Source organism: Halovivax limisalsi, assembly GCF_023093535.1.
Classification (GTDB): domain Archaea; phylum Halobacteriota; class Halobacteria; order Halobacteriales; family Natrialbaceae; genus Halovivax; species Halovivax limisalsi.
The window spans coordinates 1,584,702-1,611,042 of the sequence record NZ_CP095757.1; the positions used below are offsets into that span (position 1 = coordinate 1,584,702).

The 26,341-nt window shown below is 66.5% G+C and carries 21 protein-coding genes and 1 tRNA gene; 14 read left to right on the forward strand and 8 right to left on the reverse strand.

Annotated elements, in window-relative coordinates:
* Positions 1-158: 158 nt before the first annotated feature.
* Entirely contained in the window at positions 159-920 is a 762-nt protein-coding gene (locus tag MXA07_RS07185; protein ID WP_247731364.1) for an SDR family NAD(P)-dependent oxidoreductase, read from the reverse strand.
* Positions 921-1,144: 224 nt separating this feature from the next.
* Here MXA07_RS07185 and MXA07_RS07190 point away from each other — a divergent pair, with 224 nt between their 5' ends.
* On the forward strand, positions 1,145-1,801 hold the full coding sequence (locus tag MXA07_RS07190) for a lactate utilization protein (RefSeq protein ID WP_247731365.1): 657 nt from the start codon (positions 1,145-1,147) through the stop codon (positions 1,799-1,801).
* 163 nt (positions 1,802-1,964) lie between these two features.
* On the opposite strand, the gene MXA07_RS07195 is transcribed toward MXA07_RS07190, so the two are convergent.
* Both MXA07_RS07195 and MXA07_RS07200 read right to left on the reverse strand, forming a co-directional pair.
* Positions 1,965-2,348 carry a hypothetical protein gene (locus MXA07_RS07195; RefSeq protein ID WP_247731366.1) on the reverse strand — a complete coding sequence of 128 codons (384 nt, stop codon included), beginning with the start codon at positions 2,346-2,348 and terminating at the stop codon, positions 1,965-1,967.
* A 72-nt stretch (positions 2,349-2,420) separates the two neighbouring features.
* Positions 2,421-7,514, reverse strand: a complete 5,094-nt coding sequence (locus tag MXA07_RS07200; RefSeq protein ID WP_247731367.1) for a hypothetical protein — start codon at positions 7,512-7,514, stop codon at positions 2,421-2,423.
* Positions 7,515-8,337: 823 nt separating this feature from the next.
* Between MXA07_RS07200 and MXA07_RS07205 the strand changes: the two genes are divergently transcribed.
* The 3 genes from MXA07_RS07205 (at position 8,338) to MXA07_RS18170 (ending at position 9,366) form a co-directional block, all read left to right on the forward strand.
* Positions 8,338-8,568, forward strand: coding sequence for a hypothetical protein (locus tag MXA07_RS07205; protein ID WP_247731368.1), 231 nt, complete (start codon positions 8,338-8,340; stop codon positions 8,566-8,568).
* 234 nt (positions 8,569-8,802) lie between these two features.
* Positions 8,803-9,060: a type II toxin-antitoxin system HicB family antitoxin gene (locus MXA07_RS07210; RefSeq protein WP_247731369.1), complete on the forward strand. Its 258-nt coding sequence runs from the start codon at positions 8,803-8,805 to the stop codon at positions 9,058-9,060.
* A gap of 54 nt (positions 9,061-9,114) precedes the next feature.
* Positions 9,115-9,366: a type II toxin-antitoxin system HicA family toxin gene (locus MXA07_RS18170; protein WP_282102544.1), complete on the forward strand. Its 252-nt coding sequence runs from the start codon at positions 9,115-9,117 to the stop codon at positions 9,364-9,366.
* A 324-nt stretch (positions 9,367-9,690) separates the two neighbouring features.
* Here the strand turns inward: MXA07_RS18170 and MXA07_RS07220 are convergent.
* Positions 9,691-9,762 (reverse strand) — tRNA-Ala (locus tag MXA07_RS07220).
* A 459-nt stretch (positions 9,763-10,221) separates the two neighbouring features.
* On the opposite strand from MXA07_RS07220, the gene MXA07_RS07225 reads away from it, so the two are divergent.
* The 4 genes from MXA07_RS07225 to MXA07_RS07240 are packed head-to-tail and all read left to right on the forward strand — an operon-like array spanning position 10,222 to position 12,994.
* Entirely contained in the window at positions 10,222-10,689 is a 468-nt protein-coding gene (locus tag MXA07_RS07225) for a 30S ribosomal protein S15 (RefSeq protein WP_247731370.1), read from the forward strand.
* A complete protein-coding gene (locus MXA07_RS07230) occupies positions 10,690-11,925 on the forward strand; it encodes a hypothetical protein (protein WP_247731371.1) in 1,236 nt (411 codons plus the stop codon).
* Positions 11,922-12,356: a KEOPS complex subunit Pcc1 gene (locus MXA07_RS07235; protein WP_247731372.1), complete on the forward strand. Its 435-nt coding sequence runs from the start codon at positions 11,922-11,924 to the stop codon at positions 12,354-12,356. The genes MXA07_RS07230 and MXA07_RS07235 overlap by 4 nt, the downstream gene beginning before the upstream one ends.
* Positions 12,353-12,994, forward strand: coding sequence for a 30S ribosomal protein S3ae (locus MXA07_RS07240; protein WP_247731373.1), 642 nt, complete (start codon positions 12,353-12,355; stop codon positions 12,992-12,994). Before MXA07_RS07235 ends, MXA07_RS07240 begins: the two co-directional genes overlap by 4 nt.
* Positions 12,995-13,344: 350 nt before the next feature.
* Here the strand turns inward: MXA07_RS07240 and MXA07_RS07245 are convergent, their stop codons facing one another.
* The gene (locus tag MXA07_RS07245) at positions 13,345-13,794 is read right to left on the reverse strand and encodes a cupredoxin domain-containing protein (protein ID WP_247731374.1); all 450 of its coding nucleotides are present in this window, start codon (positions 13,792-13,794) and stop codon (positions 13,345-13,347) included.
* Positions 13,795-14,040: 246 nt separating this feature from the next.
* Here MXA07_RS07245 and MXA07_RS07250 point away from each other — a divergent pair, with 246 nt between their 5' ends.
* The 4 genes from MXA07_RS07250 to MXA07_RS07265 all read left to right on the forward strand — a co-directional run bounded on the left by MXA07_RS07250 (position 14,041) and on the right by MXA07_RS07265 (position 19,048).
* Complete coding sequence (locus MXA07_RS07250) at positions 14,041-14,760, forward strand: protein sorting system archaetidylserine synthase (RefSeq protein ID WP_247731375.1); 720 nt, start codon at positions 14,041-14,043, stop codon at positions 14,758-14,760.
* Between the two features lie 75 nt (positions 14,761-14,835).
* Positions 14,836-16,275, forward strand: a complete 1,440-nt coding sequence (locus MXA07_RS07255) for a HEAT repeat domain-containing protein (RefSeq protein WP_247731376.1) — start codon at positions 14,836-14,838, stop codon at positions 16,273-16,275.
* 117 nt (positions 16,276-16,392) lie between these two features.
* Positions 16,393-18,507, forward strand: coding sequence for a phospholipase D-like domain-containing protein (locus MXA07_RS07260; protein ID WP_247731377.1), 2,115 nt, complete (start codon positions 16,393-16,395; stop codon positions 18,505-18,507).
* Positions 18,508-18,562: 55 nt separating this feature from the next.
* Complete coding sequence (locus tag MXA07_RS07265) at positions 18,563-19,048, forward strand: hypothetical protein (protein WP_247731378.1); 486 nt, start codon at positions 18,563-18,565, stop codon at positions 19,046-19,048.
* Positions 19,049-19,072: 24 nt separating this feature from the next.
* Here the strand turns inward: MXA07_RS07265 and ppc are convergent, their stop codons facing one another.
* Complete coding sequence (ppc, locus tag MXA07_RS07270; RefSeq protein WP_247731379.1) at positions 19,073-21,763, reverse strand: phosphoenolpyruvate carboxylase; 2,691 nt, start codon at positions 21,761-21,763, stop codon at positions 19,073-19,075.
* Positions 21,764-21,918: 155 nt separating this feature from the next.
* Positions 21,919-23,823, reverse strand: coding sequence for a Hef-associated nuclease (gene han / locus MXA07_RS07275; protein WP_247731380.1), 1,905 nt, complete (start codon positions 23,821-23,823; stop codon positions 21,919-21,921).
* A 163-nt stretch (positions 23,824-23,986) separates the two neighbouring features.
* On the opposite strand from han, the gene MXA07_RS07280 reads away from it, so the two are divergent.
* Positions 23,987-24,493, forward strand: a complete 507-nt coding sequence (locus MXA07_RS07280) for a Mov34/MPN/PAD-1 family protein (protein ID WP_247731381.1) — start codon at positions 23,987-23,989, stop codon at positions 24,491-24,493.
* A 121-nt stretch (positions 24,494-24,614) separates the two neighbouring features.
* The gene (locus MXA07_RS07285; RefSeq protein WP_247731382.1) at positions 24,615-25,037 is read left to right on the forward strand and encodes an FAD synthase family protein; all 423 of its coding nucleotides are present in this window, start codon (positions 24,615-24,617) and stop codon (positions 25,035-25,037) included.
* Positions 25,038-25,091: 54 nt separating this feature from the next.
* Here the strand turns inward: MXA07_RS07285 and MXA07_RS07290 are convergent, their stop codons facing one another.
* Positions 25,092-26,264, reverse strand: coding sequence for an MFS transporter (locus MXA07_RS07290; protein WP_247731383.1), 1,173 nt, complete (start codon positions 26,262-26,264; stop codon positions 25,092-25,094).
* Positions 26,265-26,341 lie beyond the last annotated feature (77 nt).

Genomic DNA, 26,341 nt, shown 5'->3' on the forward strand with positions numbered 1-26,341 from the left:
GGCGATGGACGCGACGGCAGCCACTACTAGCTGTCGAATCGTCGTCGTGTCGCTGGTGGCCCACCGAGCACGCCGCCCGAGTCACGTCGAGCGTGTGGCGCCGGTTCGCGTTCAGCCGCTCCCCGCCGGGTTGGCAGGGCTGCGGTCGGCGGGTCGCCTCACTGGACGGAGTAGCCGCCGTCGACGGTGATGGGCTGGCCGGTGACGTAGGAGGCGTCCTCGGAGCCGAGCCAGACGACCGTCGAGGCGATCTCCTCGGGTTCACCGAGTCGCTGGGCGGGGATCGCCGCGATCGTCCGCTCCGTCGACTCGGGATCGGCTTCGCCCGAACGCTGGACCATCGGCGTGTCGATGACGCCCGGCAGGACCGCGTTGACCCGGATATCCTCCGCGGCGAATTCGACGGCGGCCGACCGCGTCAGGCCGACGACGCCGTGCTTGCTCGCGACGTAGGGGCTCAAGTTCGGGAAGCCCAGGATGCCGGCGATGGAGGCGGTGTTGATGATAGCGCCGCCACCGTCGCTCTCGAGCATCGCCGGGATCTCCTCGCGCATGGCGTAGAAGACGCCGGTCAGGTTGATGTCGACCACGCGCTCCCAGTTGTCGTCGCTCTGGTCGCCGAATCCCACCTGCTCGCCCTCGATACCGGCGTTGTTGAACGCGACGTCGAGCCCCCCGTAGGTGTCGACGGCGGTCTCGACCGCCGCCGCGACGTCGTCCCGATCGGTGACGTCCGTCTCGACGAAGGTGACCTCGCCGCCGTCGGATTCGATCTGCGAGACTGTCTCCTCGCCGCCCTCCTCGTCGATATCGACGGCGACGACGCTCGCGCTTTCCTCGGCGAATCGCTTCGCGGCAGCGCGGCCGATTCCCGACGCCGCCCCGGAAACCAGGGCGGTCTTGCCGTCGACGCCTCTCATCGCTCCCCGCCCTCCGGAACGGCAGTCTGGTGGGTGAGACCTGCGATACGTCGCGTTGCGTCTGCGGTGGTAGTCGTCGCCATACCGATTCAGACGACGGCACGGACCAAATATGTATTCTCGGTAACACTGATACGAGTAGATCACACCCGGATAACCACCCAACACGGACGTTAGCGAGCCCTTTTGGGTTCCCGCCGCTATCGATCGGTACGGAAATCGTAATGTCTCAGCAGAAATCCGACTACGCGCCCGACACGGAGATCGACGCATCGCTCGACGAGCTGCCGACCGACGAGGCCATCGGTCGGGCCGTCGAGAACCTCGAATCGAACGGCTTCGACGTCGTGGTCGTCGACTCGGCCGCCGAAGCCCTGGAGACGATCCAGTCACACGTTCCCGCCGGCGCGTCCGTGATGAACGGCCACTCCACGACGCTCGAAGAGATCGAATTTATGACGTACCTCTCCGAGGGCGACCACGAGTGGGAGAGTCTCCCTGACGAGATCTGGAGCATCGAGGACGACGCCGAGCGCCAGGCCGCCCGCCGCGAGGCACAGACGGCCGACTACTTCCTCGGCGGTATCAACGCCATCGCGGAGACGGGCGAACTCGTCGCCGCCGACCGTTCGGGCAGTCGAATCGGCGCGTATCCATTCGCCGCAAGTAACCTCGTCATCGTCAGCGGCGTCAACAAGATCGTCCCGACGCTGGACGATGCCCTCGACCGGCTGGAATCGGTCGCCTACCCGCTCGAAAACGAACGCGCCAAGGAGGCCTACGGTGTCGACTCCGCGATCGCGAAACAGCTCATCTTCCGGCAGGAACTCGAAGAGGGTCGGACGACTGTGGTGTTGGTTCGCGAGCAGTTGGGCTACTGAGCCGGCTGTGGGGTTCGAGCAGTTTTGCTTCTCCGTCGTTCATCCGTGAAACCGATCCAAAAGTCTGGTCGGTTTTGTCGGATCCATTCTGTCCGTCTTCACTGTGAACTGTGCCGGTTTGCGCTAGATCCGATTGCGTCAGTATCGATGTGAGGGCCCAACGTTATGGATACGCCAGACCGTACTCGTTTTCAATAGCGAAGTCAGCGAGCGTGATCAGTTCGTCGACCCGTTTCTCTTCGCGCCATCCTTCGGCCTGCTCGCGCGCTTGCTCGCAGGCCCGAACGAATTTGGCAAGCCCAACCGGGTTCGTGACCACTTCGGACAGGTCGTCGATCCCGTATTGATTCCAGATGTCAGTGACAGATGGGTCCATCTTCTCCCCTATAGAGGTGTGTAGTTTGTAATATATTCGGAACGTGCCGTCCTCCTCGAATCGATCGACTGTTCGTCGATATTCTCGAAGATCGTCGATGGTTTCTGCCTTCGGATGCGACGCGGAAATCTCTCCCTCGTAGTATTCACGCATAGCCTCTAGATAGTACATGTAATATGCGTCGATCGTCTCTCGGGTTTGCTCGTCAGACGGGACGAGTAATGTAATTGTGCTTCCCATATATTACAGGAGTTCTCTCACAGACTCGTGCAGCGCTTTGAGTTCGGCTGGCGTCCTCTCGAACGTTTCGACTTGCTTCACTGGGTCAGACGTATCGTCCATTCCTTTTGCCACGATGGCGATCTGGCCCTCGTTGTTCCCACTACTCACCACGAAATCGCTTTTAGAGAGGTCATCGAGATTCACCCCTTTTTGCCCGTCTACTAGAGATATACTACTGCTGCTCTCGATGTCCGCTAACGATGTCCGGATCTGTTCGAGTTTCGAAGTCGCCGGATCTTGCCTCCCCACACCCTCTTCCGCGATCCCCACAACTTGATTTTCGCTGTTTACAATCAAGTGATCAAATTCTACGCTTCCTCCATCGACTTTGATTGTAACACCCTTCCCAACTGATTCGGGCGTCGGATAGATCACGTCACCGCTTTTCGCAAATTTCTGGACGATGCCCTTTTCGACCGCCAGAATTTCGCCGATATCGCCAACTGACGAACTAGGTACTTTGTTCGACTCATCCATGACAAGCGCCACCCCCTGCTGGTGGCGGCTAATATCGATTACCATGTCCGCAAGCGTGCTGATGCGGCTGGATTCCAGTCCTCGATCTAACAGTTTTCGGGTGGACGTAACCGACTCCGTTTCGAGGACGTACCGGAGTGTATCAGCATCGAGTTCATCAGCCACCCGTGCGAGCTCATCGGCTTTCCCTGCATTGGCGAGGTCGGCGGCTTTGTCGAGCAAGTCGTCACCTTTGTCTCCGTCGCTACCGCCAGCAGCGACGATCCTCCGTATAGTCTGGCTATCGTAGGCGTTCGTCAGGGTTTCCGCGTCGCTTCGCTTAGCTAGTTGGGCAACGAGGTCGGCCCGCAGGGCTGCGGGGACCGTGTCCAGTCCTTCGAGCCCCGATACGACCTGCTTCGCGCTCGCCACCTCATCCACCTCTTTGGCGACCTGTTCGGCGACGGCCTCGGACAGCCCCGCGTTCTGGAGCGTTCCCTTGCGGACGCCGGTAACGAAGTTCGAGCCCTTGCCGGGCGAGACCTTGCTGGCGACAGTCTGGGCGAACTCGGGCGTGAAGTCGCCGAACTGGCGACCGGTCAGGTAGCCGAGACGCTGCATCTTCGACGCCGGGACCTTCTTGAGGACCTCGGCGGTCTTCGTGGCCGCCCTGACGAGGTCGCCCGCCTCGTCGGCCGCGATGGCCGAGCCAGTCAATGCGGCGCCGACGCCGGTGATCGACGTCGCCGCACCGACGACCTTCGCGCCGGTGGTGACGATTTCCCAGGCGGCGAAGCCGCAGTCGAGCGCGTTCTCCCAGAGGGCGTCGTTGATCGCCAGACACTCACGGACTTCGAGGGCAATCTCGACGCCGTCCTCGACGACCGGGACGTACCCCGTCGCGATGACGATGTACGGGAAGAACCAGCCGAACATGTAGGCGACCGTGTCCGAGCCCGCGCGGTCGTTGACGTAGCCCCAGTCGCCGTAGACCATCCCGTCGAGGAACTCGTCGGTCGGGAGGCCGTCTTCGAGGTGGAACGACTGCTCCGTGATGGTCGGCTTCGTCGGATCGCCGGGATACGGATCGTCGACGTCTGCGATCCCGTCGGCGTCGGTGTCGACGATCAAGGGGTTCGTTCGAAGGGCCTGTTCTTCCCCGTCGTCGATGCCGTCCGAATCGGTGTCCGCCCTGTCCGGATTGGAACTCAATCGAACGGTGACGACCGACTCGCCGTCGACTACCTCCTCGGCGAAGTGCGCTTCGTCGCCGTCGGGAATCCCGTCACCGTCCGTATCCGGATCGGTCGAGGAGGTGGTGAAGGTCTTGGCGGGTCCGTTCTGGGCGACCCACTCGCGGTCTTCGAGGCGGTCGGGGATCCCGTCGCCGTCCGCGTCGATCTGACTCGTTCGCGGGATCACCTGGGTGCGAAGGTTCACGCCCTCGGCGTCGATCGTGACGTTCGCCGGGCCGTGTGCGAGCGAAGAGACGTTGAAGACTTCTTCGACGGTGCCGACGGTGCCGATGGTGAGCGCCTCGTCGACGACGGTCCCGTTCGTCCCTTCGATCGTGAAATTGGCAGCCGGTTCGACGTCCGTCTGCTCGGTCTGGTACCGGACGGCGATCTCATTGACGTCCTCGCCGAGGTCGTACGTGAAGTTCGCAGTGCCGCTGTCGCCGCCGGGATCCGTCGATTCGTTCTCCTCGACCGCTTCCGGGAAGTGAATCGTCACCGGCTCGCCCATCGCCAGGTCGTGGTGTTCGGGCGCGGTCGCCTGTCCCGTCAGGAACTCCCAGCGAGTGAGTTGGCCCGGTGTCAGCGGGTCCTGCGAGGCCGCATCGTTGAAGTACGGCGTCACGGTGAGGGACCGATTCGTGAGCCCACCGCGGAACACGCCACCGTCGGTGTTGTCGTAGTTCCACGTCCACTCTGGCCGCGTTGGCGGCCCGCGGTTGAAATCGCCGGGGTCGTCTTCGACGACCCAGTCACCCTGACTCAGGGGTAATCCGTCGAACGCCAGATCGACCGCGCCACCGGATCCATCGCGCGGTTTGTCGTGCAGGCTGACGAGGCTGAGCCCTTCCGGACCGGACCAGACGAACAGGCGGCTGGCATCGCTCTTCGCGATCGGGAGCGGTGAGTTGATCTCCGCATCCTCGTAGTCGTAGAATTCCTCGATGTCCTGGCCGTTGGTCAACGGGACGACCTGAAAGCTCTCGTTGCCCTGTTCGACGGTGATCGTTCGCGCGTCGGGCTCTCCGCCGACGAGCAGGGTACTCTCGTTCTCGACGGTGCAAGCGTCCTGACACGTAAAGTTCGATTGGTTTTCGAAGGCGATCGGGTCATCCTCCGGACCGCTGGTAGGGAACGTCGTTGCGTCGACCCACTCCTCGCTGTCGAGCACCGTGAAGTACGAGAAGTGTTCGGTTTCGGCTACCGCACTCCCGTTCTCGATCGTCGTTTCGAGCGGCCGCCACGTGTCGGTCGCCGACCCGTTCCACGTGTAGACGGCGAGATCGTCGTACTCCGTCGCGGAGACCGTCTCATCGATCGGGATTTCGACCGACGCGGACTCGAAGGCGGTCGCGTTCGTCAGTCGCACCGTCGGGCCGGCGCCGGCATCGGTGGCGTTGAAGTACGCCGGTTTGGGATCGATCGACACGCCCTCGGCGACATTGCCCTGTCCGCGGACCGCGACGCTCACGCCGGTGGTCTCGTTCGAGGCGACGGTATCGAACGTCTCGTTCCCGTCCAGGATTCCGTCGTCGTCGGTGTCCGGATCCGTGGGGTCCGTGGGGAGCGGCTGTTCGCCGCCGTCCGTGATCCCGTCGTCGTCGGTGTCGGCCACGGTGGGATCGGTCCCCAGGTCGAGTTCGTCCGCGTCGCTGACGCCGTCGTCGTCGGTGTCGGGATCGTCGAAGGCCGTTCCGAGTTCTCGTTCCTCTGCCGTCGTGAGCCCGTCGCCGTCGTGATCCTCCTCGGCGTCGGAGACGCCGTCTCCGTCCGTATCCGCCACGAGCGGGTCGAAGCGATCCTGCTCGACCCGATCCGAATCGTGGCGGACCTCGAAGCGATCGGACAGGCCGTCCCCGTCGGTGTCGGCGACGAAGGGATCGGTTCCGGCCGCGAATTCGCGGTGCGTGGTCAACCCGTCGCCGTCCGGATCCTCGCGGCCGTCGATGACCCCGTTGTCCGCTTCGTCCGCGTCGGTCGACGGGTAGTCGCTGTCGTTGCTGGCGGGGTCGGTCCCGGTGACCTCCCGCTCGTAGAAATCGGGCAGGCCGTCGTTGTCACCGTCGTTGTCGAGGTAGGCGGGGACGCCGTCTCCGTCCGGATCCTCGCGTCCTTCCTCGCGGTCGGGCGCGCCGTCGCCATCGGCGTCGGTGTCGACCCAGTTCGGGCGCCCGTCGAAGTCCGCGTCGAGCGCCGCCGGTTTCCCGTCCTCGAACTCCACGGCCGTCGGGATGCCGTCGCCGTCGTCGTCGGTGTCACGCACGTTCGGCACCCAATCCTCGTCGGTATCGGAGAAACTCTCGGACGGTCTGCGGTCCGGCACCGAATCGTCGTCCGAATCGAGATCGAGCGCGTCGATCTCGCCGTCGGCGTCGGTGTCGATCGGGAACCCGAACACGGTTTCGGCGCCGTCGCCGAGCCCGTCGCCGTCGGTGTCGTCGTCCTCGGGATCGGTTCCGATCAGGAGCTCCCAGGCGTCGACGAGCCCGTCGCCGTCGGTGTCGATGCCGGCCGGTTCGACATCGAGCGAGTCCAGCCGATCCCGAATCTGCCGGGCGTCGCGCCAGGCGCTCGCGTACGATCCGATGGCATCGGCGCGATCGCGAACGGCCGCTTTGAACGCACGATGGCTCGTCGCGTCTATTTCCTCGGCGGCCTCGCGCTGGAGCCCCAGCCCGTTCTGGTACTCGGTTCGGGCGCGCTCGAGACTGGCCGTCAGGTCCTCGTACTGCCCGTCGGTTAGGTTCGCCCGATATCGTTGAATCGAGTGCTCGACCCGCGCGAGCTCCCACTGAGCCGTCACCCGCCCGGCTTCGGTCGTGTGCCGCGTCGCGTTCCGGACGGCCGCCAGGTCCTCTGACGGGGATGCGTGTTTCCCCTTGAATTTGACCGCGGTAGCCAGCGAGCGCGTGGCGGCCGCCGTCATCTGGATCGTGCCCCGATTGCCGGGGTCGACGGCCGATTCGTACTTTTTGACCACCCGGTTCAGCGGCGGGGCGACGGCCGATCCGGGTCCGCTGTCACTCGACTCCAGTTGATCCGTGCTCGCCTGCGCTTGGACGAGCAGGTGGCGCGGTGACGGTCCGGATTCGATGACTGGGTTTTGGGTTGTGCGTTCTTGGTCCGCTGCTACGCCAGTAACACCCTGATTCGTGGTCGCCATCTCGTCCGGGAGAAATCTGTCGCTTGCGCCGCCATCCACTCGCTCTGGCGTTGCCGGCGCGGCGAGCACCGGCGTGACGATGATCGAACTGACGAGCAATACGGCCGTCAGGATGACCGTGAGTCTGCTGGGCCGGTCTCCGCCCGTTCGAAACTGATCCGTAATCCGGGAGAAAATTTTGTAGAAATAGTTTGATATCATTACAGATAGAAATAGCAAAAACAATAAAAAGTGTTTCCATCTATAATTGATGGGGCGCACAAATCCGGCCGGGCACGATCGACGAGCCGTTTCGGTCGGCAACTGAACTAATTAACAAAATCAGACTGGGTCACCAGTCCAAACAGTATAACGGTTCCGATGAGCGAGATGGTGTTCGGTTAGCGAATGTCGGGATCTGAAACCACGCAAGATGGAGTGAACGGGACGCCTGCCATCGCTTCACGCCGAATCGTCGGGTTCTGTCGCTAGATTGGTGACGGTCATCCGGTCCTCGAGCGGTCGAATCTCGAAGTCTGTATCGGCGACGACGTACTCGTCTCCCGCCGCAACCTCCCGATGGTATCGAGGTCGAACCGAATCGCGAGCAGCTCACGCTGCGACGGACTCGGTTCGCGAATCGTACTTCTCCGGCAGGTCGAGCGACACCGCGTCACCTCGTGACCGGGGTCGAGTCGAGATCGATACGACGTAATCCGCCCGCAACTTCAGAAGGTTACTTTCCCATTATCTCCAGTAGATATAACACCTACCGCTCCGTAGCCACCGCTGGAAGTCAGCGTCTCCATCCGTCGCAGGGGGCTGCGCAGAGAATGTCCCGGGTGTGGTAGCACCCGAGACGCTTGGCTTCCAAAGCGGGCTCCGCTTTGGTCACCATGATTGCGTACACACTTCCGAGACAAAAAGGTCTCGCACGCTCGCGGTACCGAGAGATAAATCCCTGCCCTGCTTCTGGTTTCGATCGTTCGGAGTGGGGACGCTGTCGTCACGGGTGGATGGCGCGACTGGTCCGGAGGAATCTCCGATGACGTCTCTCGGTACGGTCATGGGGGACCGGTCGGCCCACTCGACGGCCGAGCGCGAGTGCTATCGGTGTGATCGCGACGTGGCGACCGACGAGCTGTTTCGCGTGGTCGTCCAGCCGCCGGCCTCGTCGGAGCGGTTCGCGGCGGCCACGCGATTCTGCTGTGCCGATTGTGTGGCTGGCATGGGGATGCTGGAGTTCGCAGATCGGGTGGTGGATAGTAACGGATGAATGGAGGATTTCCCTTCGAAGGGCTCCCGAAGATTGTCCATCGCGTCGATCACAAACTATTCGAGAACGTCGATGAGACGAACGGATTCTATAAGGCCATCGAAATCGGCCGTACCCCCTTCGCCAGCGCGCTCGAGGCGGACAGTCACGAAAAGGGCTCTGTCGCCTCAGAGTTGTGGAGGCTCATCGCAACTCTGAGGAACGCTTATCAGACACCCACCCGTACGCACAGCCATGTCGAGCACGACCAGGTCAAACAACAACGAGGGCGTCGAATTCGTCCACGAGGACAACGGCCAAATTACGGCCGTCGACCTCGAAACCGGCGTCGCCTCCTACGGCGACACGAAATCCGAGGCTCTCACGATGCTCGCCGAAGCGCTTGAGCTTCACGAGGGCGGTGGCGAGCCCGTCACCGACGCCGATCTCGAAGCGTGGGGCCTCGATCCTGACGAAGTAGACGACAAACCACTTCCCGACTTCATGTCCTAACCGGTCAGACCGATGAGATTTTTATGTATTCTCTCCCTGTCTACCAGTAACTAAATGCCCAAAACGTCGTTCTCTGGCCGCGAGATTGCGAAAGTCCTCCAGAACCACGGATTTCGACGCGCCGGGCGAAAGGGAAGCCACCTCAAACTGCGCTACGAGCACCCAGTAACCAGAGAAGTACGGATAGTTACCGTTCCAATGAAGTCCGAAGACGAGATCCCGACCGGGACGCTCCAGTCGATCGCAAACCAATGTGGCGCAGAGGATTTCCACGCCTGGTGCGAGTGGATCGACGAGAACCGATAGAGTGTCAATCGAAGCCGAGTGACTCGATCCCGGCCTGGCTGCGGATCACACTCTTTTGGAAACCGAAACTTCCCCACCAGCAACGCCGGTGATCGGCGAGGCAATCTCGCGCAGGTAGACGTGGACGTGTTCGCTCGACGAATTCAGACGAAGGCACAGAACTCCCCTCCCTGAATCGAGGCGGCGACGGCGTCGGGGTGCGTTCCGAATCGAACTGCCCTCGAATTCTGAGGGAGCGCCGTCAGGACCTAATTCGCCAGAATACCGGCGAACTGGGCTCTCTCAACGTTTTTAGTTTCCCTCGGAATACGAGTTAAATCGGAATGGACTCGCCGGGATTTGAACCCGGGGCCTCTCCCATGCCAAGGGAGTGATCTACCACTGATCTACGAGCCCGCGGTCGCAGCAGGAATTTTTCTGCGGGTGTAGATAAACCCCTCGAAAGCGCGAGGCGGGCGCCAGGCGGTGACACGGACTCGGTCCCCTCCGATCATGATGCTACCCCTGCCCGTCTCCCTGGCGGATCGGGAGTCGGACGCGATCTGGCTGCTCGCTGAGACTCGATCGTTCGCTCCGTTCTCCGTCTGACCCGTTTTCGCCTTCGGTTCCGAGCCACGGTGTGTTTTCGGGCGCATCCCGTCTCCCGACCGTTCGTCCGCCTGAATCCGGTCTAGAAACCCTTTTGCCCCCTACCCCACAATACCTCGTTGGGAATCGCACGGCCGCAAATCTGACCCGTCGCGCCACGGCGTCCACCTCGGACCCGGATCGGTCTCTCGGCGCGACTCGAGATTGCGGAAGTGCGCCCGGCGAGTAGCCGGATTGTCGCGGTCAGTGTGGTTCCTATCCTCACCAATGGCACGCATGCACACCCGCCGTCGCGGCTCGTCCGGATCGGACAAGCCGACGGCAGACGACCCACCGGAGTGGAGTGACGTGGACGAAGACGCGATCGAAGAGCGCGTCGTCGAGCTGGCCGACCAGGGCTACGATCCCAGCCAGATCGGCATGAAGTTGCGCGACGAGGGCGTCACCGGGACGCCGGTCCCCGACGTCTCGCTCGCGACGGGCAAGTCCATCACGGAGATCCTGGCTGAGAACGACGCGGAACCCGACTTCCCGGAGGATCTGTACAATCTGATGGAGCGCGCGGTCCGCCTGCGCGAGCACATCCGGGAGAACCCGCAGGACCACCAGAACAAGCGCGCGCTGCAGAACACGGAGTCGAAGGTCCGTCGCCTCGCCGACTACTACCGCGGCGACGAGATCGACGCCGACTTCACCTACAGCTACGACGTCGCCGTCGAACTCATCGAAGACTAGATGACCGCAACGGGCCGATCCGCCGAGGCGACGCCGGCCGCCGTCGAGAGCGCCGGCTTCGTCCAGTTGCTCGCACGGCCAGACGGCGACGCGCTCGCCGCGGCCGGCGTCCTCGCCCGGGCGCTCGACGCCCGCGAGACGCCCTTCCAGGTGAGCGTCTGCGAGCGAGCCGACCGCGCGTCGCGCGTCGCGACGGACGCCGACACGGTCACGGTGGCGCTCGGTCCGATCGACGTTCCGTCGAGTTCCGACGGGTCCGTCGTCTCCATCGACCCCGCACACGGGTCGCTGACGGGACAGGCCGTCGAGTTGGCCGACGCACTCGATGTCGACGTCGATCCCGGCCTCGCCCTCGCCGGCACCGTCGCCGCGGGGACGGCGACGCCGGACGCCGATCCACTCGCCGAACTCGTCGATATCGCCCGCGAGACGGGCGTCCTGGATCGACGACCCGGCGTGGCGATCCCGACCGACGATCCCGTCGACGGCCTCGCACACGCGACGCTGGTCCGGGCCGCGTGGTCCGGTGACGCCGACGCCGCGGCGACGGCCACCGGCGACGCCGAGGGACGGCAACTGGCCTCGGTCGTCGCGATCGACGCGATCGGCTGCGACGGGGCCTCGGCGCGAGCGGCCGAGACGATCGATCGGGTGCTCCATCCGGATACGACGCCGGACGGCCCGTTCGCGACCGTCGGCGGCCTGGCGGACGTCCTCACCGCCACCGCTCGCACGGCGCCGGGCATCGGCGTCACGCTCGCGTACGGGCGCGACGTCACGGACGTCGCGCTCGAGGCCTGGCGGACCCATGGCGAGGCGGTCCACGCGGCGCTCGACGCCGCCACGACGGCGCGCCACGACGGCGTCTTCGTCTGTCGACTCGACGACGAGGCGCCCGACCTCGCCCGCACGGACGCGATCGAGACCGTCGCCGGCCTGGCCGCGGCGACGATGACGCCGGAACCCGTCGTGCTGGCCGTCGGTGACGATCGCATCGGTCTCGCCACGGCCGACGGAACCCCGGCGGCCATCCACTGCGACGCCGTGGCCGCGAGCCACGAGGTAGTCGCGGACGCGGGTCACCGGACCGGGACGCTCTATCCCGGCGAACCGACCGACCCGGTCGACGGAGCGAGCCATCCGACCGACGACGGTGTCGATCAGCCGACGGACGACGCGTTCGACGCTGCGATCGACGTCGACGCCGTTATCGAGACCGTGAGGGCCGAGTCGTGACCCGCCGCGCCACCATCCGGATGGCCCACGCCGACCCGGAGACGATCGCGGCGGCGATCGCGCCCGACAACACCGACGAGATGCGGACGCGCGTCGAGCGCTTCCGGGACGACGGACCGGGCGACGGGGGCGCGGCGGACGAGACCAAAATGACGGACACGGCGGGCGCGACCGAGACGACGGACGCGGCCGACGTATCCGCGACACCGGACGCGGCCGACGCCGTCGTCGTCACGACGATCGAGCGCGACTCGACGAGCGGACTGCACTCGACCGTCGACGATACGCTCGTCAACCTGGCCGTCGCCGATCGGGTGGCCACGCTCGCCCGCGGCGACGAGGGTTCGACGGGGTCCGACGACGCGGCGGAATCCACGCGAGTTGCATCGACCGACGACCGACCGACGACAGACACGACCGATACATCATGAGTGAACGATCAGTTTCACGCGCAAAGCAGGAGAAGCGGTGGTACACCGTGCTCGCGCCGGAGCAGTTCGACCGGCAGGAGCTCGGCGAGACCCCCGCGGACGAACCGGAACAGGTGCTCGACCGAACGATCGAGACGACGCTCGGCGAGCTGACGAACAACGCGAGCGAGAACAACACGAAGCTCACGTTCCGCATCACGGACGTGGGCAGCGATGCCGCCTACACGGAGTTCATCGCTCACTCGCTCACCCGCGACTACCTGCGCTCGCTGGTCCGGCGCGGCGCCTCGAAGGTCGAGGCCTACGTCACGGTCCTGACGACCGACGACTACCGCGTCCAGATCCAGCCCGTCGCCTTTACGACCAAGAACGCCGACGCGAGCCAGGAGCAGGCCATCCGCGAGCAGATGGTCGAGATGGTCGAGGACGCCGCCGCCGATCGCTCCTTCGAGGAGCTCATCGACAGCGTCGTCCAGGGGCGACTCTCCTCGGCCATCTACGGCGAGGCCAAGACCATCTACCCGCTGCGACGCGTCGAGATCCAGAAGGCGACGCTCGAGGCACACCCCGAAGAGGTCGCCGAGGAGCAGGAGACCGCCGTCGACGTCGACGAAGCGGACGTCGAAGCCGACGACTAGGTCGGCCGTCGAAGCCGACGACGTCGACGAAGCGGACGTCGAAGCCGACGACTAGGTCGGCCGTCGAAGCCGACGACGTCGACGAAGCGGACGTCGAAGCCGACGACTAGGTCGGCCGTCGAAGCCGACGACGTCGACGAAGCGGACGTCGAAGCCGACGACTAGGTCGGCCGTCGAAGCCGACGACGTCGACGAAGCGGACGTCGAAACCGACGACGTCGATCGCGAACCGACCGTCGACGCCGACGAACGACCGCCCGGAGTGGGGATTTCCGCGGCGACGCTCAGTGAGCGATCTCGACTGTCGGCTCGAATAGCGACCTTCGCGTGGACGACCGCGGAGCGACCGCTCACTCCGTGACTTCGATCGACCCGACCATTCGGGGGTTCTCGTCGCCGTCGAACTCGTGGGGGATGCAACAGTAGCCGTAGGTCCCGGGAACCTCGAAGGTGTGTGCGAACGTATCGCGCGTACTGAAGCCGCCCTCGCCCGATCTGTTCCAGGCCTCCCTGGCCGCCTGCTCGCTCTCGAAGCCGCCGGTGGCGAAGTAAGCGGCGCCGTCGGGGAGTCCCCCCTCGTACGCGGTGATCGTGTGGACGGACTCGCTCGTGTTCTTCCAGACGACGCGTTCGCCGACGGTCGCCGCGTACGTTTTCGGCGTGAATTTGTTGCGGGTCATGCCGATGTCGTAGGGCTCGCCGCCGAAGAGGTCCGTCGCCACCTCGCCGAACGCGGTGCACCCGGCGAGACTCGTCAGGCTGACCGTCCCCAGCCCGGCGAGATACGCGCGCCGTCGCATAGTCGGGTGGTGGGACAGCGGGCGTTTAACGGCCCCGGTTTCTCCCGTCGGCCGGGAATCGGGCGGTCGAACCCGGCGTCGAATCGGGCGTGGTCGCAGGCGAGCGGTGACCCCCGGGCGCGGACGAGTTGGGTGGTTGCGGGAGCCAGTTCACCGGCGGCCCGGCTCCTCGCATTGATCCACCGTGATACCGGCTCGACCGCCGGACGGAAACACGTAAGGTCGACGGCCCGCCAATCGGGGAGTATGCTTCCACGGTTCGTCGGACGCCTCGGCGCGGCCGACGTCGTGACGGTGGCGAACGCGGCGCTCGGGTTTCTCGCCGTCGTCCTCGCGTTCGCCGACGCTCGCCTGGCCGCGCGAGTCGTCCTCCTCGCGGCGGTCCTCGACGGGCTCGACGGCGTCGTCGCGCGCCACTTCGGCGGGACGCCGGTCGGCCCGCACCTCGACTCGCTGGCCGACGTGGCGTCGTTCGCGGTCGCGCCGGCCGTCATCGCGTTCGTCGTCGTCACCGACGGCCTGGCGATCGACGCGGGCGCCTGGAGCCTCGAACTCGGCGCGGTCACGGCCGTCTGCGGCCTGTTCGTCGCGATGGCGGTGACGCGGCTGGGGCTCTACACCGCTTACGACACCGCCGACGAGTTCACCGAGGGCGTCCAGACGACGCTCGCGGCGACGATTCTCGGCGCGGCGATCCTCGCGAAGGTGACCGACCCGTGGCTCGTGCTCGGGGCGACCGCCGCGTTCTGTTACCTGATGGTCTCGCGCATCCGCTATCCGGAGTTGCTGGCGCGCGACGCCTTGCTGATGGGCGTCGTCCACGTCCTCGCCGTCCTCATCCCAGATTTCTTCGGTCGGACATTCCCCTACGCACTACTCACACTGGGCGTGGCCTACCTCGTCCTCGGTCCGGCGCTGTACTGGCGCGGCGGTGCGTTCGCGTCCGCGGTGTATGGAAACGCTTAGGGGGATTTGCACCCGAGCGAGGCACATGCAACCGCCCAGGAGTCCGCGGTCGGCCCGGCGCCGACGGGTGCGGCCATGACCGACGAGTCGGCGCCCGACGACGGCGAATCGGGCGCCCCCGACGAGCAGACGGGCGACGAATCGGCCGAATCGACGCCCGAGACGGCATCGGGGCCCGACGTGGCCTCGATCGAGGCGTCGCTCGACGCCGTCGAGGCCGAGCACGACGCACTGGCGGCCGACCTCGAGGCGGCCGAGACCGAGGACGATCTCGACGACGTCGAAGCCGCCCTCGCCGACGTCCGCGAGGACCTCGAGGCCATCGAGATCCCCGAACCCCCGGAGGAACCCGACGACGAGGAGGAAGACGCGCCCCCGGATCCGTACGAGGACGTCCGCGAGCGACGAGACGAGCTCGAAGACGACCTCGACGACGTCGCGTCCGGGATCGAAGACCAGCGCGGCCCGTACGCCGAGGACGTCGTCTCCGACCTCGAGAGCGCCAGCGGCGACATCGAGTCGACCCGCTGGACGCGCGAGGGTATCGCCGACCTCTACGCGACGATCGAGACCGCGGTCGCAGAGAGCGAGGCCGCCCTCGACACCCCGCTGCACATCGACGACTCGGTCGCTAGGAACGTCGAACCGGCGGCCGAGGACGAACCCCGGAGCGAGCTCGACGAACGGATCGAGGAGGCCGCCGCCGGCTTCGTCTCGGTGATCGACGACCTGATCGAGGCCGTCGAGGACGCCGACCTCGACCCCGACGACGATGCGGCAACGATCGCGGCGATGCTCGAGGTCACCGACGACCTGCAGTCGGGCGTCGACGACGCGACCGCGTGGGACGATCTCGAGGTTCGCGAACAGCTCGTCCGGGAGGGCTTCTACGAGGGGCTCGGTCACGTCAAGGACTTCCCGCCGGAGTGGCACGCGCTCAAGGTCCACGAACGCCAGGGCAACGTCGACATGATCCTGCTCGCGCTCGAGTCGCTCGACTCCGATTACATGGAGGAACACTGTCTGGAGGCGCTCGAGCGGGTCGGCGACGAGCGCGCCGTCGACGCGATGCTCCAGAAGGCGAACCGTCGCGACGAGGCTGCGATCGCCGTCCTCGGCAAGATCGGCGTCGCCGACGACGAGGTCGTCGACACCTTGCTCGATTACGTCGACTCGGGCAACCTGAGCATGCAGGCGACGACGTTCCGCGCGCTCGGCGAACTCGGCGCGACCGAGGCCGTCCAGCCGATCGCCGACCAGCTCGCCGCCGACGACGAGGCGATCAGAAGCCGGGCCGCCCGCGCGCTCGGCCTGATCGGCGATACGCGCGCGATCGACCCGCTCGCCGATCGCCTCGAGTCCGACGAGAGCGACACCGTCCGGGCCAGCGCCGCGTGGGCGCTCCGACAGATCGGCGTGCCGGCGGCGCTCGAAGCCGCGGCGGCGTACGCGGACGATCGCACGTACCTCGTCCAGACCGAGGCCGAACGAGCGAAACGAGCCATCGGCGACTGAATCGGGTGTCGCCGTCCGGGCCATCTGGACTCCGGCCACCCGTCCGTACCTCTAGCGCTCGTCCGGGTTGTCTCCCCGTCCGACACTTTATAAGGGAGCACCCGGCCACCCCGTGGTGTGACCGGTGCAGCAAGCGACCGACGGCGCGGGGTCGGGGCCGATAGCGCGAGCGCCCTCCTGCTACTCGTGCTGGTCGTCGCGCTCGCTCCGTCGACCGTGGCAGGCCTCGCAGCGCCGGCGTCGGCCGGTGCTACCGCGGTTGTCGACGGCCCCGACCCGGATGCCGGCGTCGCTCCCGCGGTCAAGCCGGATGGCACCACCCCCGACTGCCCGGTCACGATCGACGCTACAGACCGGCCCGATCGGCCCCGCATCATCGCACTCTACCCGAACCCACCGACGGAGGGGAACGAAGGCGAGTACGTCGTCCTCGACGTCCCTCGTGGGGGTCGGGCGACCCCGCTGACGCTCACCGACGGCCACGCAAACGCGACGATTCCGGCGGACCTCCCCGCCGACCGCGTCGCCCTCACGCGATGGCCGAACGAGACGGCGACGCTCACGGATCTGCCGGTCGTACCCGTCGAGGGCTCGCTCCGTCTCGCGGCCGACGGAGACGAACTCACCGTACTCGACGCCGGTGACCCCGTCGAGTCGGTCGTCTACGACCGGGCGCCGGAGGGGGAGCTCTGGCATCGGGGCGGCGAGGCGACCGCCACGACCACCGCCGACGGCTCTCACCGGGTTTATCGGGGAACGTGGTGGCCACAGGATGCGACCTGCCGCGAACCGACAGCCGTCGACGGGGCGAACGCCACCGCGTTCGTCCTGCCAGATTCGCCCTCGTCGGTCCTCGAGTCGATCGAGGGGGCGGACGAGCGGATCCGACTCGCCGCGTACACTGTTACCGACGGACGGATCGCGCGGGCGCTCGAGGACGCGCTCGAACGCGGCGTCTCGGTCGAGGTCCTCGTCGAGGCGAGTCCGGTCGGCGGCCACGAGCGCGCGACCGACGACCACCTCTCGGACCTCGCCGCGGCCGGTGCGTCCGTCCGCTCGATCGGCGTCGAGGCCCCTCGCTACGCCTTTCACCACCCCAAGTACGCCGTGATCGACGACCGGGTGCTCGTGACGACGGAGAACTGGAAGCCCGCCGGCGTCGGCGGCGCGGCGAGTCGCGGCTGGGGCGCCGTCGTCGAGAGCCCGACCCTCGCGAGCGAACTCGCCGCCGTCTTCGAGGCGGATGCCACCGGCCACGACACGGTGCCCTGGACCGAGTACCGAACTCGCGCCTCGTTCGTCGAGACTGATCCGGCGACCGGGGCGTTTCCGACGAACCACGACCCGGCGTCCGTCGACGCCGAGCGCGTCGAACTCCTGCTCTCGCCCGACAACGCGGCGGGGCGAATCGAGACGCTGATCGACGACGCGGATGACTCGATCCGCATCGTCCAGATGCGAATCGATGGCCCCGACAACCGGTTCCTCGAAGCGGCGATCGACGCGGCACGGGACGGCGTCTCCGTCTCGATCGCACTGGACGACTCGTGGTACGTCGCGGACGAGAACCGCGACCTCGTCGAGCGACTCGAACGGCTCGCCGACCGCGAGGCCCTTCCCATCGAGGTCCGCCGGATCGACGGCGGCGACCGATTCGACCGGATTCACGCGAAGGGGCTGGTGATCGACGGCGAGACGACGGTGCTGGGCAGCCTCAACTGGAACGACGAGTCGATGACCGAGAACAGGGAGGTGGTGCTCGTCCTCCACGGCGAGGAGCCGGCGAACTACTACGCCGAGGTGTTCGACGCGGACTGGGGCGGTCGGGAGGCGTGGACGGTGCCGCTGACGCTTCTCGTCGCGGCGCTCGGGGCCGTCGCGGTGGTCGTCCTGATCGTTCACCGCCGACTCGCGTTCGAGTCCTCGTCCGGACCGGATCGGCCGGGGTCGTCAGTTCGTCCGGCTTCGGTGGGGCAATCGCGTCCGCCGCGGCCGATCGTGATCGAGCGAGACGGCGATAGGCCGCTCCTGACGGGGTCGGACAACGCCGATACACTCGGGACCGACTCGAAGCCCGATCGCGTCGATCGATCGGCGAACCGGTCACGTTCGACGGGTCGCCGGCGATCGGCAGATCGGCCCGACGCGGTTCGGTCCCGACCACCGACCCGATCGTCGACGTGCGAGGACGCCGACGCGACCGATCACTCGCCATCGAACCCGCGCACTTAACGCGCGAAATCGGACAGCCGGGCCGGTATCGCCGTCGCCGTCGACGGACCGATCAATGACCGCCGAACCTGGTTCCGACATTGCTTGCTGGGACGACCGCGTGGAGGGTGCGTTCGACCCGCGGGTCGTCGCCCTGATCGTCGTTCTGTCCGGGCTGGCAGCCTCGGTGAACGTCCCCTACGGCGGGTTCGCGTTCGCCGCCGCGGCCTTTCTCCTGCTCTGTGCCGCGGGGCTCCTCGCGCATTTCGCCGGCCAGCGTCGACTGCAACGAATCACGGCGGGACTGGCCGCCCACTGGGAGGCCCACGGCGCGACCGTCGAAGGGATCACCCGGGATCGCGGCTGGTCGCGGACCGCGTGGGTCGTCCACACCACCGCCGGGCCGATCACGGTCTCCGGACTCGCGCTCGCGCCGCTGTCGAAGGTCTCGATCGAGTGGGAGGGGACCGGTGACGTGCTCGCCGCGACCGACGCGGAGGAGCGCCTGGACTCGCTCGCCGCGGAGTGGTACCAGGAAGTGCGGTACGCGACCACGAACTGACGGTGAGTTCCGTTCGGGTCGTGATTAACCGGTGTTCTTCATGCCGGCCGCGATGCCGTGCACGGTCAGCCGCAGCGTTCGTTCCTCGACGTCGGTGCGATCCGATCGAGCGAGCAGCGACGTCTGGAGGAGGTTCAGCGGGTCGACGTAGGGGTTGCGACGCCGGGTCGACTCGGCGAGCCAGTCGCGGGTGTGCAGGCCGTCCCGACGGCCGATCGTCGTGACCAGTTCGACCGCTCGTTCGTACTCTTCGCTCAGCAGCGGGACGAACGTCTCCCGGAGGTCGTCCTCGGCGAGGGCGGCGTACTCGGCGGCGATCTCGAGGTCGGTCCGGGCGAGCGAGAGCGCGGCGTTGTCGAGCGTGGTCCGGAAGAACGGCCACTCGTCGTACATCGTCTGCAAGACCGAGATATCGCCCCCGTCCTCGAGGTAGGCGTCGATCCCCGTCGCCAGGCCGTACCACCCGGGCAGGATGCACCGCGACTGGGTCCACGAGAAGACCCACGGGATCGCCCGGAGGTCTTCGACCGTCCGTTCGCCGCTTCGCGACGCGGGTCGTGAGCCGAGGTCGAGTTTCTCGATGACCGTGATCGGGGTGGCCTGTTCGAAGTACCGGACGAAGCCGTCGCGCTCGAGCAGATCGCGGTACGCCGTCCGGGCCGCCTCAGCCGTCCGTTCCGCGGCGTCGAGCCACGCCTCCTCGATCGACTCCCGGGGCTGCTCGATCGCGCGCTTGCGGGCGCGAAGTTGCGCGTTCAGCATCTGCTCGAGGTTTCGCCGTGCGATCTGCGGGTGACCGTACTTCTCGGCGATCGACTCGCCCTGTTCGGTGAACTTCACCTGGCCGGAGACGGTTGCGTTGGGCAGGGCGAGCAGCGCCTCGTTCATCGGCCCGCCGCCGCGCGAGATCGACCCGCCGCGCCCGTGGAAGAGTCGCAGCGTCACGTCGTGATCCTCGCAGATCCGCGCGAGGCGGCGTTGCGTTCGATAGAGCGACCAGTTGGCCGCGAGGAAGCCGTTTTCCTTGTTCGAGTCGGAGTAGCCGAGCATGATCTCCTGGGTGCCCCCGCGAGCGGCGAGCGCCTGCGCGTAGGCCTCGTTCTCGAACAGCGTCCCGACGATGCGACGCGCCCCGGAGAGGGCGGCCTCCGTCTCGAGCAGCGGGACGACGTCGATGCCGGCGTAATCCGGCAGGGAGACGACGCCGGCCTGGTCGGCAAGAAAGAGCACTTCGAGGACGTGGCTCGGCTCCTCCGTCATCGAGATGCAGTAGGTGTCGATCGCCTCCGGTCCGTAGGTCGACTGCCAGTCGGCGAGCCGGTCGAACAGTTCGAGGACGCGAGCCGACGACTCGGAGAGGCCGTCGGTATCGCCGAGGTCGATCACGGGCTCGTCCTGGAGGATCGCGTCGGTCAGCAACTCGACGCGCTCGGCTTCGTCCCGGTCCCGGTAGTCGATTCCCTCGCGCTCGAAGGCCTCGACGAGCGCGTCGGTGTGTTTCGCCCGGTGATCGCGCAGGTCCAGGCTGGCGAGCGAGAAGCCGAACGTCTCGACCTGTCGCCGGAGCGGGTCGACGTGGACCGACGCGACCGACTCGGCGTCGTTGGCACGCAGGCTCTCCGCGATCGTGGTCAGGTCCGCGAGCAACTCCTCGGCGTCCGCGTACCCGCCGGGGCGAACGTCGCCGATCCGATCGAGGCGTTCGCGGACGAGGGCGACCTTCTGTCGGTAGGGCTCGTCCGGGTAGCGAGTCTCGTATCGCCGCGCACACTCCGGCAGTCGGTCGCGATCCGCCGCGAGCGATTCCTCGAAGTTGTCACCGACCGCGAGCCGGCGACCCTCCTGGCTCAGGCTGCCCAACAGCCGCTCGAGCGCATCGTCGTAGCGCCGCAGGATCGCCTCGCGCTGGCGTTCGAGCGTGTTCGCGGTCACCTCGGGCGTGACGTACGGGTTGCCGTCGCGGTCGCTCCCCGCCCACGATCGGAACCGAACGACCGTCGGGACGTCCAGGCCGCCCTCGACCGCCTCGTCGAGGACCCGCTCGAGTTCGTCGTAGACATCGCCGACGACGTCGAAGAGCGTGTGCTCGGCGTACCACTGGACGTTACGCGCCTCGTCCGCGACCTCGGGTTTTCGACGACGGACCTGCGGCGTCCCCCAGAGGCTCGTCACCTCCGCGTCGATCGCCCGCCAGACGCGGTCCGCGTCCCCGTCGGTGAGCAGGCGCTCGTCGAGGGTCTCGAGCTGGTTCGAAATCGTCCTGCGTTTGGCCTTCACCGTCTTCCGTCGCGCCTCAGTCGGGTGGGCGGTGAACGTGGGTTCGATCAGGACGTCCTCGAGAACGCCCTCGACCGTCGACCCGTCGAGTTCGGCGAGGGCGTCGGCCGCCGCGACGAGGCCGTCGTCGAGGTCGCCCGACTGGGACCGCCGACGGATCGACCGGACTCGTTCGCGCTCTTCTGCCAGGTTGACGAGTTCGAAGTACGTCGCGAACGCGCGAGCGACCGTCCGCTCGTGGGCGGGTGACAGGTCGTCGAGTTCGCGACGGAGCGGTTCCCGGCTGTCCAGTTCGTCAGCCCGGTAGTCGATCGCGGCCGTGCGACACGATTCGACGGCCTCGAAGGCCTCGGTCGAGGTCTGACGCGTCAGGACGTCGCCGAGCACGCGCCCGAGATCGCGGACGTCGCGGGAGAGGTTCCTGTTGTGCAGTCGCATGGGTTGGACCACGCCAGGCGGTCGTAAAAACGGTGGCGTCGACCCGGATATTGCCGGTCACCCGTCTCGGCACGCCCCACGGGTATCGACGCGAGGCCGGCAACTCGGTCGTCCGCGACGCGTCGCCCGAAGCGGTCGGCTATAGCGGCGCTCGCTCAGTCGTCCAGGGGCGCGGCGCTGGAGAGCGCCTCGTCGATCTCGGCGTCGGCCATCTTCTCGACGAGGGCGTCGATGACGGCCTCGCGCTTGCCCGTGACGAACTTGATCGAGCCGACGACGAGGTGGCCGCCGCCGGAGACGCCCGCGCCGGGCACCTCCGCTTTGAGTTCGGCGACCATCTCCGGAATGTCGAGTCTGACGCCGTCGCTTCGGAGGACGGCGAAGTCCGGGCCGTACCCCACCGTGATCACCGGGTCGCCCGTCTCCTCGATCTTTTGATCGTGGATCTCGCCGGTGGTCTTGCCCGGCGCGGGGTAGGTGAATCGATGGGCGTAATCCTCGACGTCGATCCGGTAGAGGTGGGCGCCGTTCTCGAGCGACTCGTGTTCGAGGTGGGGCGTGGCCGCCTCGAGTTGTCGGTCGACCGCCTCGCGCCCCGTCCCGGAGAACAGCGAGACGAGTTCGTCGTGGTGGTCGGGTGCACAGTCGATGCCGAGGATGTCGGTGATGAGGTGGTCGCCGGGGCTGTAGCGCAGCCAGTGGGCGGCGTAGTCCAGCGCCTCGCTGACGTCTTGCAGGTGCGTCTCGTCGAAGTCCGCGTCCGCCGCGAGGTCGATGTAGTCGCTCATCGCGTCGGCCTTCGACCGGTCGGCCAGGCCGGCGACGGCGGGGAGGTGGCGGATCTCGTCGGTGAGGTCGGGGTAGATCATCCGCGCGAGTTCGACGCAGAGCATCCCGGTCGTGATCCGGTAATCCTCGTCGTGGAGGTACGGATTCACGTGGGCGTCGAGGAGGTCCTCGACGGCGGTCGGGTCCGGGTGGTGGTGATCGATCGCCAGGATCGGAATGTCGTAGTGAGCGAGCGTCTCGTAGGCGGGGACGTCCTCCTCGGTCGAGCCGTTGTCCAGCATCAGCAAGAGCGGCAACTGCTGGCCGTGTTTTGCGCGGTCTTCCAGCGCGTAGGTGAGATCGCGCGTGGCGTCTTCCATCTCGTAGAACGGCGCCTTGCTCGGCAGGCGCTTGATCAGGTGTCGCGGCGCGTCGGCGTCCTCGTGAACGTCCGCGATGAATCGCTCGAGGGCGAGCTGGACCGGGACGGCCGCGCACATCCCGTCGCCGTCGGCGTGGTGTCGGACCCGGATCGGCCGCCCCTCGAGAACGGTCCGTCGGAGGCGTTCGGCGACGCCTCGGAGTTCCTCGAAGAGCGGTTCGAACGCGGGCCACTCGATCAACGGCTCGACGTCGGCGGGTTCGGCACGGTCGGCGTGGGCCGCTTCGAGCCGGTCGCGCGCCTCGGTTTCGGCCTCGTCGGTGAGCACGGAGAGGCCGTCGACCTCCAGCTGGATCGAGCCCTCGTGGCGCTCGACGGTGGCGGTGAGTCTGACGATCGAGCCGACCGAGGCGGCGGGGTAGGCGCGCACGCCGGCCTGTTCGAACGCGGCGGCCGTGACGACGCCGTATTCGTCGGCGACGTGGAAGATGGTCGGGCCGCCCGTCTGTTTGATCTGCACCACCTCGCCTTCGAAGGTGATCTGCTCGCCGACGTTCGCTTCGAGCCGATTCGTCCCGGTGAGCGACACCTCGTGGTCGACCGGTTCGACACTTGCGTCGTCGAGGTCGACGGCCGCCGGCGCGAACGAGAGGTCGCCGTTCTCGCGGACGTCTTCGAGTTCGACGGCGAGTTCGTCGCCGACGTGGTAGGTTCCTTCGAGGACTGACTCGTGGACGAGGCCGGAGATGTCGTCCGCGAGATCGACGAAGATACCGTACTCGACGATACCGTTGATCTCGGCGAGATAGGGCGTCTCGTGCTCGAGCTCGTCGGGGGTACACGCCGAGTCGAGATCGTAGACGACCGCCTCGCGTTCCGTGCCGTCGCCGTCGGCGGTCTCGTGGGTCATCGTTGCCGGTCGTTTGCGACCGGCGCGTATAACGCTTATCAAGGAGCGCCAGAAACGAGCCCGGGCGCGTTTTTCGCCCCCCATCGGCGACGTCCCGGCGCTGGGGTCGGAAACCCCGCCCGACTCCGCAACGTTTAGCAACGCCGCGCCCGGATGGAGGGCCATGGGGCTGCTCTCGTCGCTGTTCCGCTCGAGCGAGATTCTCGGCATCGCCGAGGAGACCCTCGAGTTCGCCGTCGAGTCCTCCGCCGAAACCCATCCCAACGAGTACATGGGGTTTCTCCGGGGGACGGAGGCGAGCCGACTCGGCCTCGATCGCGACGGCCTGATCATCACCGACGTGCTGGTGGTGCCGGGCACCGAGTCGAACAGCGTCAGCGCGACGGTCAAATCGAGTTCGATTCCGAACGACACGAAAGCGCTGGGGAGCATCCACTCGCATCCGAACGGCGTGCTCCGTCCGAGCCAGGCCGACCTCGGCACGTTCGGTCGCGGATCGGTGCACGTGATCGTCGGCGCGCCGTACGGCCGCCACGACTGGCAGGCCTTCGACTCGAGCGGCGAGCCGACGACGCTGTCGGTGATCGACGTCGATCTGCCCGACTCCGAGGACTTCTTTCACTTCACCCAGCAGGACATCGACGAGGAGTTACAATGGAACGAGCGATAGTCGCGGAACGGACGATAGAGCGGCCGCGCCGCGGTATCGAGCCCGTCGGTTCGAGCGGCGGTGACGGGACCGAACGCGAACGAACCGGTCGCGGCCACCGTCGCGGGGGCGACCCGAAGTGATGCGCGTCGTCGCCCAGGGGACGTTCGACCTCGTCCACCCCGGCCACGTCCACTACCTCCGCGAAGCGGCCGCGATGGGCGACGAACTCGTCGTCATCGTCGCCCGCCGGACGAACGTCGACCACAAGGAGCGACCGATCTGCCCAGCCACGCAGCGACGCGACGTCGTCGACGCGCTCGAGCCCGTGGACCGCGCGATCCTCGGCCACGAGTCCGATATCTTCGTCCCCATCGAGGAGCTCGAGCCCGACGTCATCGCGCTGGGCCACGACCAGCACCACGACGAGGAGGCGATACTGGCCGAGCTGGATCGCCGCGGCATCGACTGCGAGCTCAGGCGAGCGAGCGGGACCGAACCCGGCGAGGACGAACTGTACTCGACCCGCAAGATCGTCGATCGGATCATCGACCGCCGGGGCTAACAGTTCGGACGAACGACTTGGGTACCGTCCCCGATCTCGCCCCGTTCTCGAAACCTAGTATCCGAACCCGAAGGCGCGATTCGCGGTCAGTGCCAGAAACGAGGCCACGAAGGGGATCGCGAGCGATCCGAAGGCGGTCTCCCAGCCGAACAGGTCGGCGGTGAGGCCGACGCCGACCGATCCAGACGCCCCGACGACCGTGTAGACCGTTCGAACGAGACCGAATCCGGTTCCCCGTTGCTCGTCGGGAAGCGCGTCGATGAACCGCGGATCGATCGCCGAAAAGAAACTCGATCCGAACCCGGTCAAGACGACGCCGGCGGCAATCGCGATCGTTCCCGGACCCAGTACGAGCAACGGCAAACCGACCGCGCCGGCCAGCATGGAACCGGCGATCGAGGGATCCCGTCCGTAGGTGTCGGAGGTCCGTCCGAGAACGCTCTGACCGAGGACCCTCGCGACGAAGAACGCTGAGAATGCGACGCCGGCTTCGGTGGCCGTGTACTCCCGAACGGCGATGAGGAACGTCGGGAAAAACGAGAGCAGCCCCTGGGCGGCGTACGTGCCGGCGATCGCGATGAGCAGCGGAAAAGCGACCGACGGTCGAGCGCAGAGTTCGACGAGCGAGTTCGATCGCACGGCGTCTCGCAACGGTTCGTCCGGCCGCCTCGGTTCCGTCGGACGGACGCGCCACCAGAACAGCAGGAAGATCGGAATCCCGACGGCCGCCGTCACCGCGACCGCGGGCCGCCAGCCGAACCGAACGCCAACCCAGGCTGCGACGACGGGCGCGAGCAGGCCCGCCAACGGGCCGCCGATCGAGTGGATACCGATCGCCGTCCCGAAATCGTCAAACGTCCGGGACAACAGCGTCGTCGCGACGGTGTAGTGGAGTCCGGCGACGCCACCGAGACCGACCAGCGCGAGGACGAAGACGCCGTAGACCGGGGACACCGCAAGCGCGAGGCTCATCACCGAGGTGCCCCCGACGGCGATCAGGATAATGACCCGTTCACCGTACTTATCGGCGAGAATTCCGCTCGGGAACTGCGCGAGACCGTAGGCGAGCCACATCCCCGTCAGGGCCAACCCCATCAGCGCGTTCGTGATCTCGAACGCCGCGACGATCGACGGAACGACCGGACTGATCGCCAACCTGGCGAAGTAGGTGACGAAGAACGCCAGCATGCACAGGGTGAGAACCGAGTACCGGTACTGCCAGTTCATCGGATCGATACGCAACGAACTGGGCCGAGAACGCATGAGTGTGGCGTTTCCAGCACTTCACGCAATCCCGCAACAGC

Bases quoted from the DNA above. Each gene is read 5' to 3' on its own strand.
- MXA07_RS07185 (WP_247731364.1), bottom strand. From the start codon at position 920: ATGAGAGGCGTCGACGGCAAGACCGCCCTGGTTTCCGGGGCGGCGTCG.
- MXA07_RS07190 (WP_247731365.1), top strand. From the start codon at position 1,145: ATGTCTCAGCAGAAATCCGACTACGCGCCCGACACGGAGATCGACGCA.
- MXA07_RS07195 (WP_247731366.1), bottom strand. From the start codon at position 2,348: ATGTACTATCTAGAGGCTATGCGTGAATACTACGAGGGAGAGATTTCC.
- MXA07_RS07200 (WP_247731367.1), bottom strand. From the start codon at position 7,514: ATGATATCAAACTATTTCTACAAAATTTTCTCCCGGATTACGGATCAG.
- MXA07_RS07205 (WP_247731368.1), top strand. From the start codon at position 8,338: ATGACGTCTCTCGGTACGGTCATGGGGGACCGGTCGGCCCACTCGACG.
- MXA07_RS07210 (WP_247731369.1), top strand. From the start codon at position 8,803: ATGTCGAGCACGACCAGGTCAAACAACAACGAGGGCGTCGAATTCGTC.
- MXA07_RS18170 (WP_282102544.1), top strand. From the start codon at position 9,115: ATGCCCAAAACGTCGTTCTCTGGCCGCGAGATTGCGAAAGTCCTCCAG.
- MXA07_RS07225 (WP_247731370.1), top strand. From the start codon at position 10,222: ATGGCACGCATGCACACCCGCCGTCGCGGCTCGTCCGGATCGGACAAG.
- MXA07_RS07230 (WP_247731371.1), top strand. From the start codon at position 10,690: ATGACCGCAACGGGCCGATCCGCCGAGGCGACGCCGGCCGCCGTCGAG.
- MXA07_RS07240 (WP_247731373.1), top strand. From the start codon at position 12,353: ATGAGTGAACGATCAGTTTCACGCGCAAAGCAGGAGAAGCGGTGGTAC.
- MXA07_RS07245 (WP_247731374.1), bottom strand. From the start codon at position 13,794: ATGCGACGGCGCGCGTATCTCGCCGGGCTGGGGACGGTCAGCCTGACG.
- MXA07_RS07250 (WP_247731375.1), top strand. From the start codon at position 14,041: ATGCTTCCACGGTTCGTCGGACGCCTCGGCGCGGCCGACGTCGTGACG.
- MXA07_RS07255 (WP_247731376.1), top strand. From the start codon at position 14,836: ATGACCGACGAGTCGGCGCCCGACGACGGCGAATCGGGCGCCCCCGAC.
- MXA07_RS07265 (WP_247731378.1), top strand. From the start codon at position 18,563: ATGACCGCCGAACCTGGTTCCGACATTGCTTGCTGGGACGACCGCGTG.
- ppc (WP_247731379.1), bottom strand. From the start codon at position 21,763: ATGCGACTGCACAACAGGAACCTCTCCCGCGACGTCCGCGATCTCGGG.
- han (WP_247731380.1), bottom strand. From the start codon at position 23,823: ATGACCCACGAGACCGCCGACGGCGACGGCACGGAACGCGAGGCGGTC.
- MXA07_RS07280 (WP_247731381.1), top strand. From the start codon at position 23,987: ATGGGGCTGCTCTCGTCGCTGTTCCGCTCGAGCGAGATTCTCGGCATC.
- MXA07_RS07285 (WP_247731382.1), top strand. From the start codon at position 24,615: ATGCGCGTCGTCGCCCAGGGGACGTTCGACCTCGTCCACCCCGGCCAC.
- MXA07_RS07290 (WP_247731383.1), bottom strand. From the start codon at position 26,264: ATGAACTGGCAGTACCGGTACTCGGTTCTCACCCTGTGCATGCTGGCG.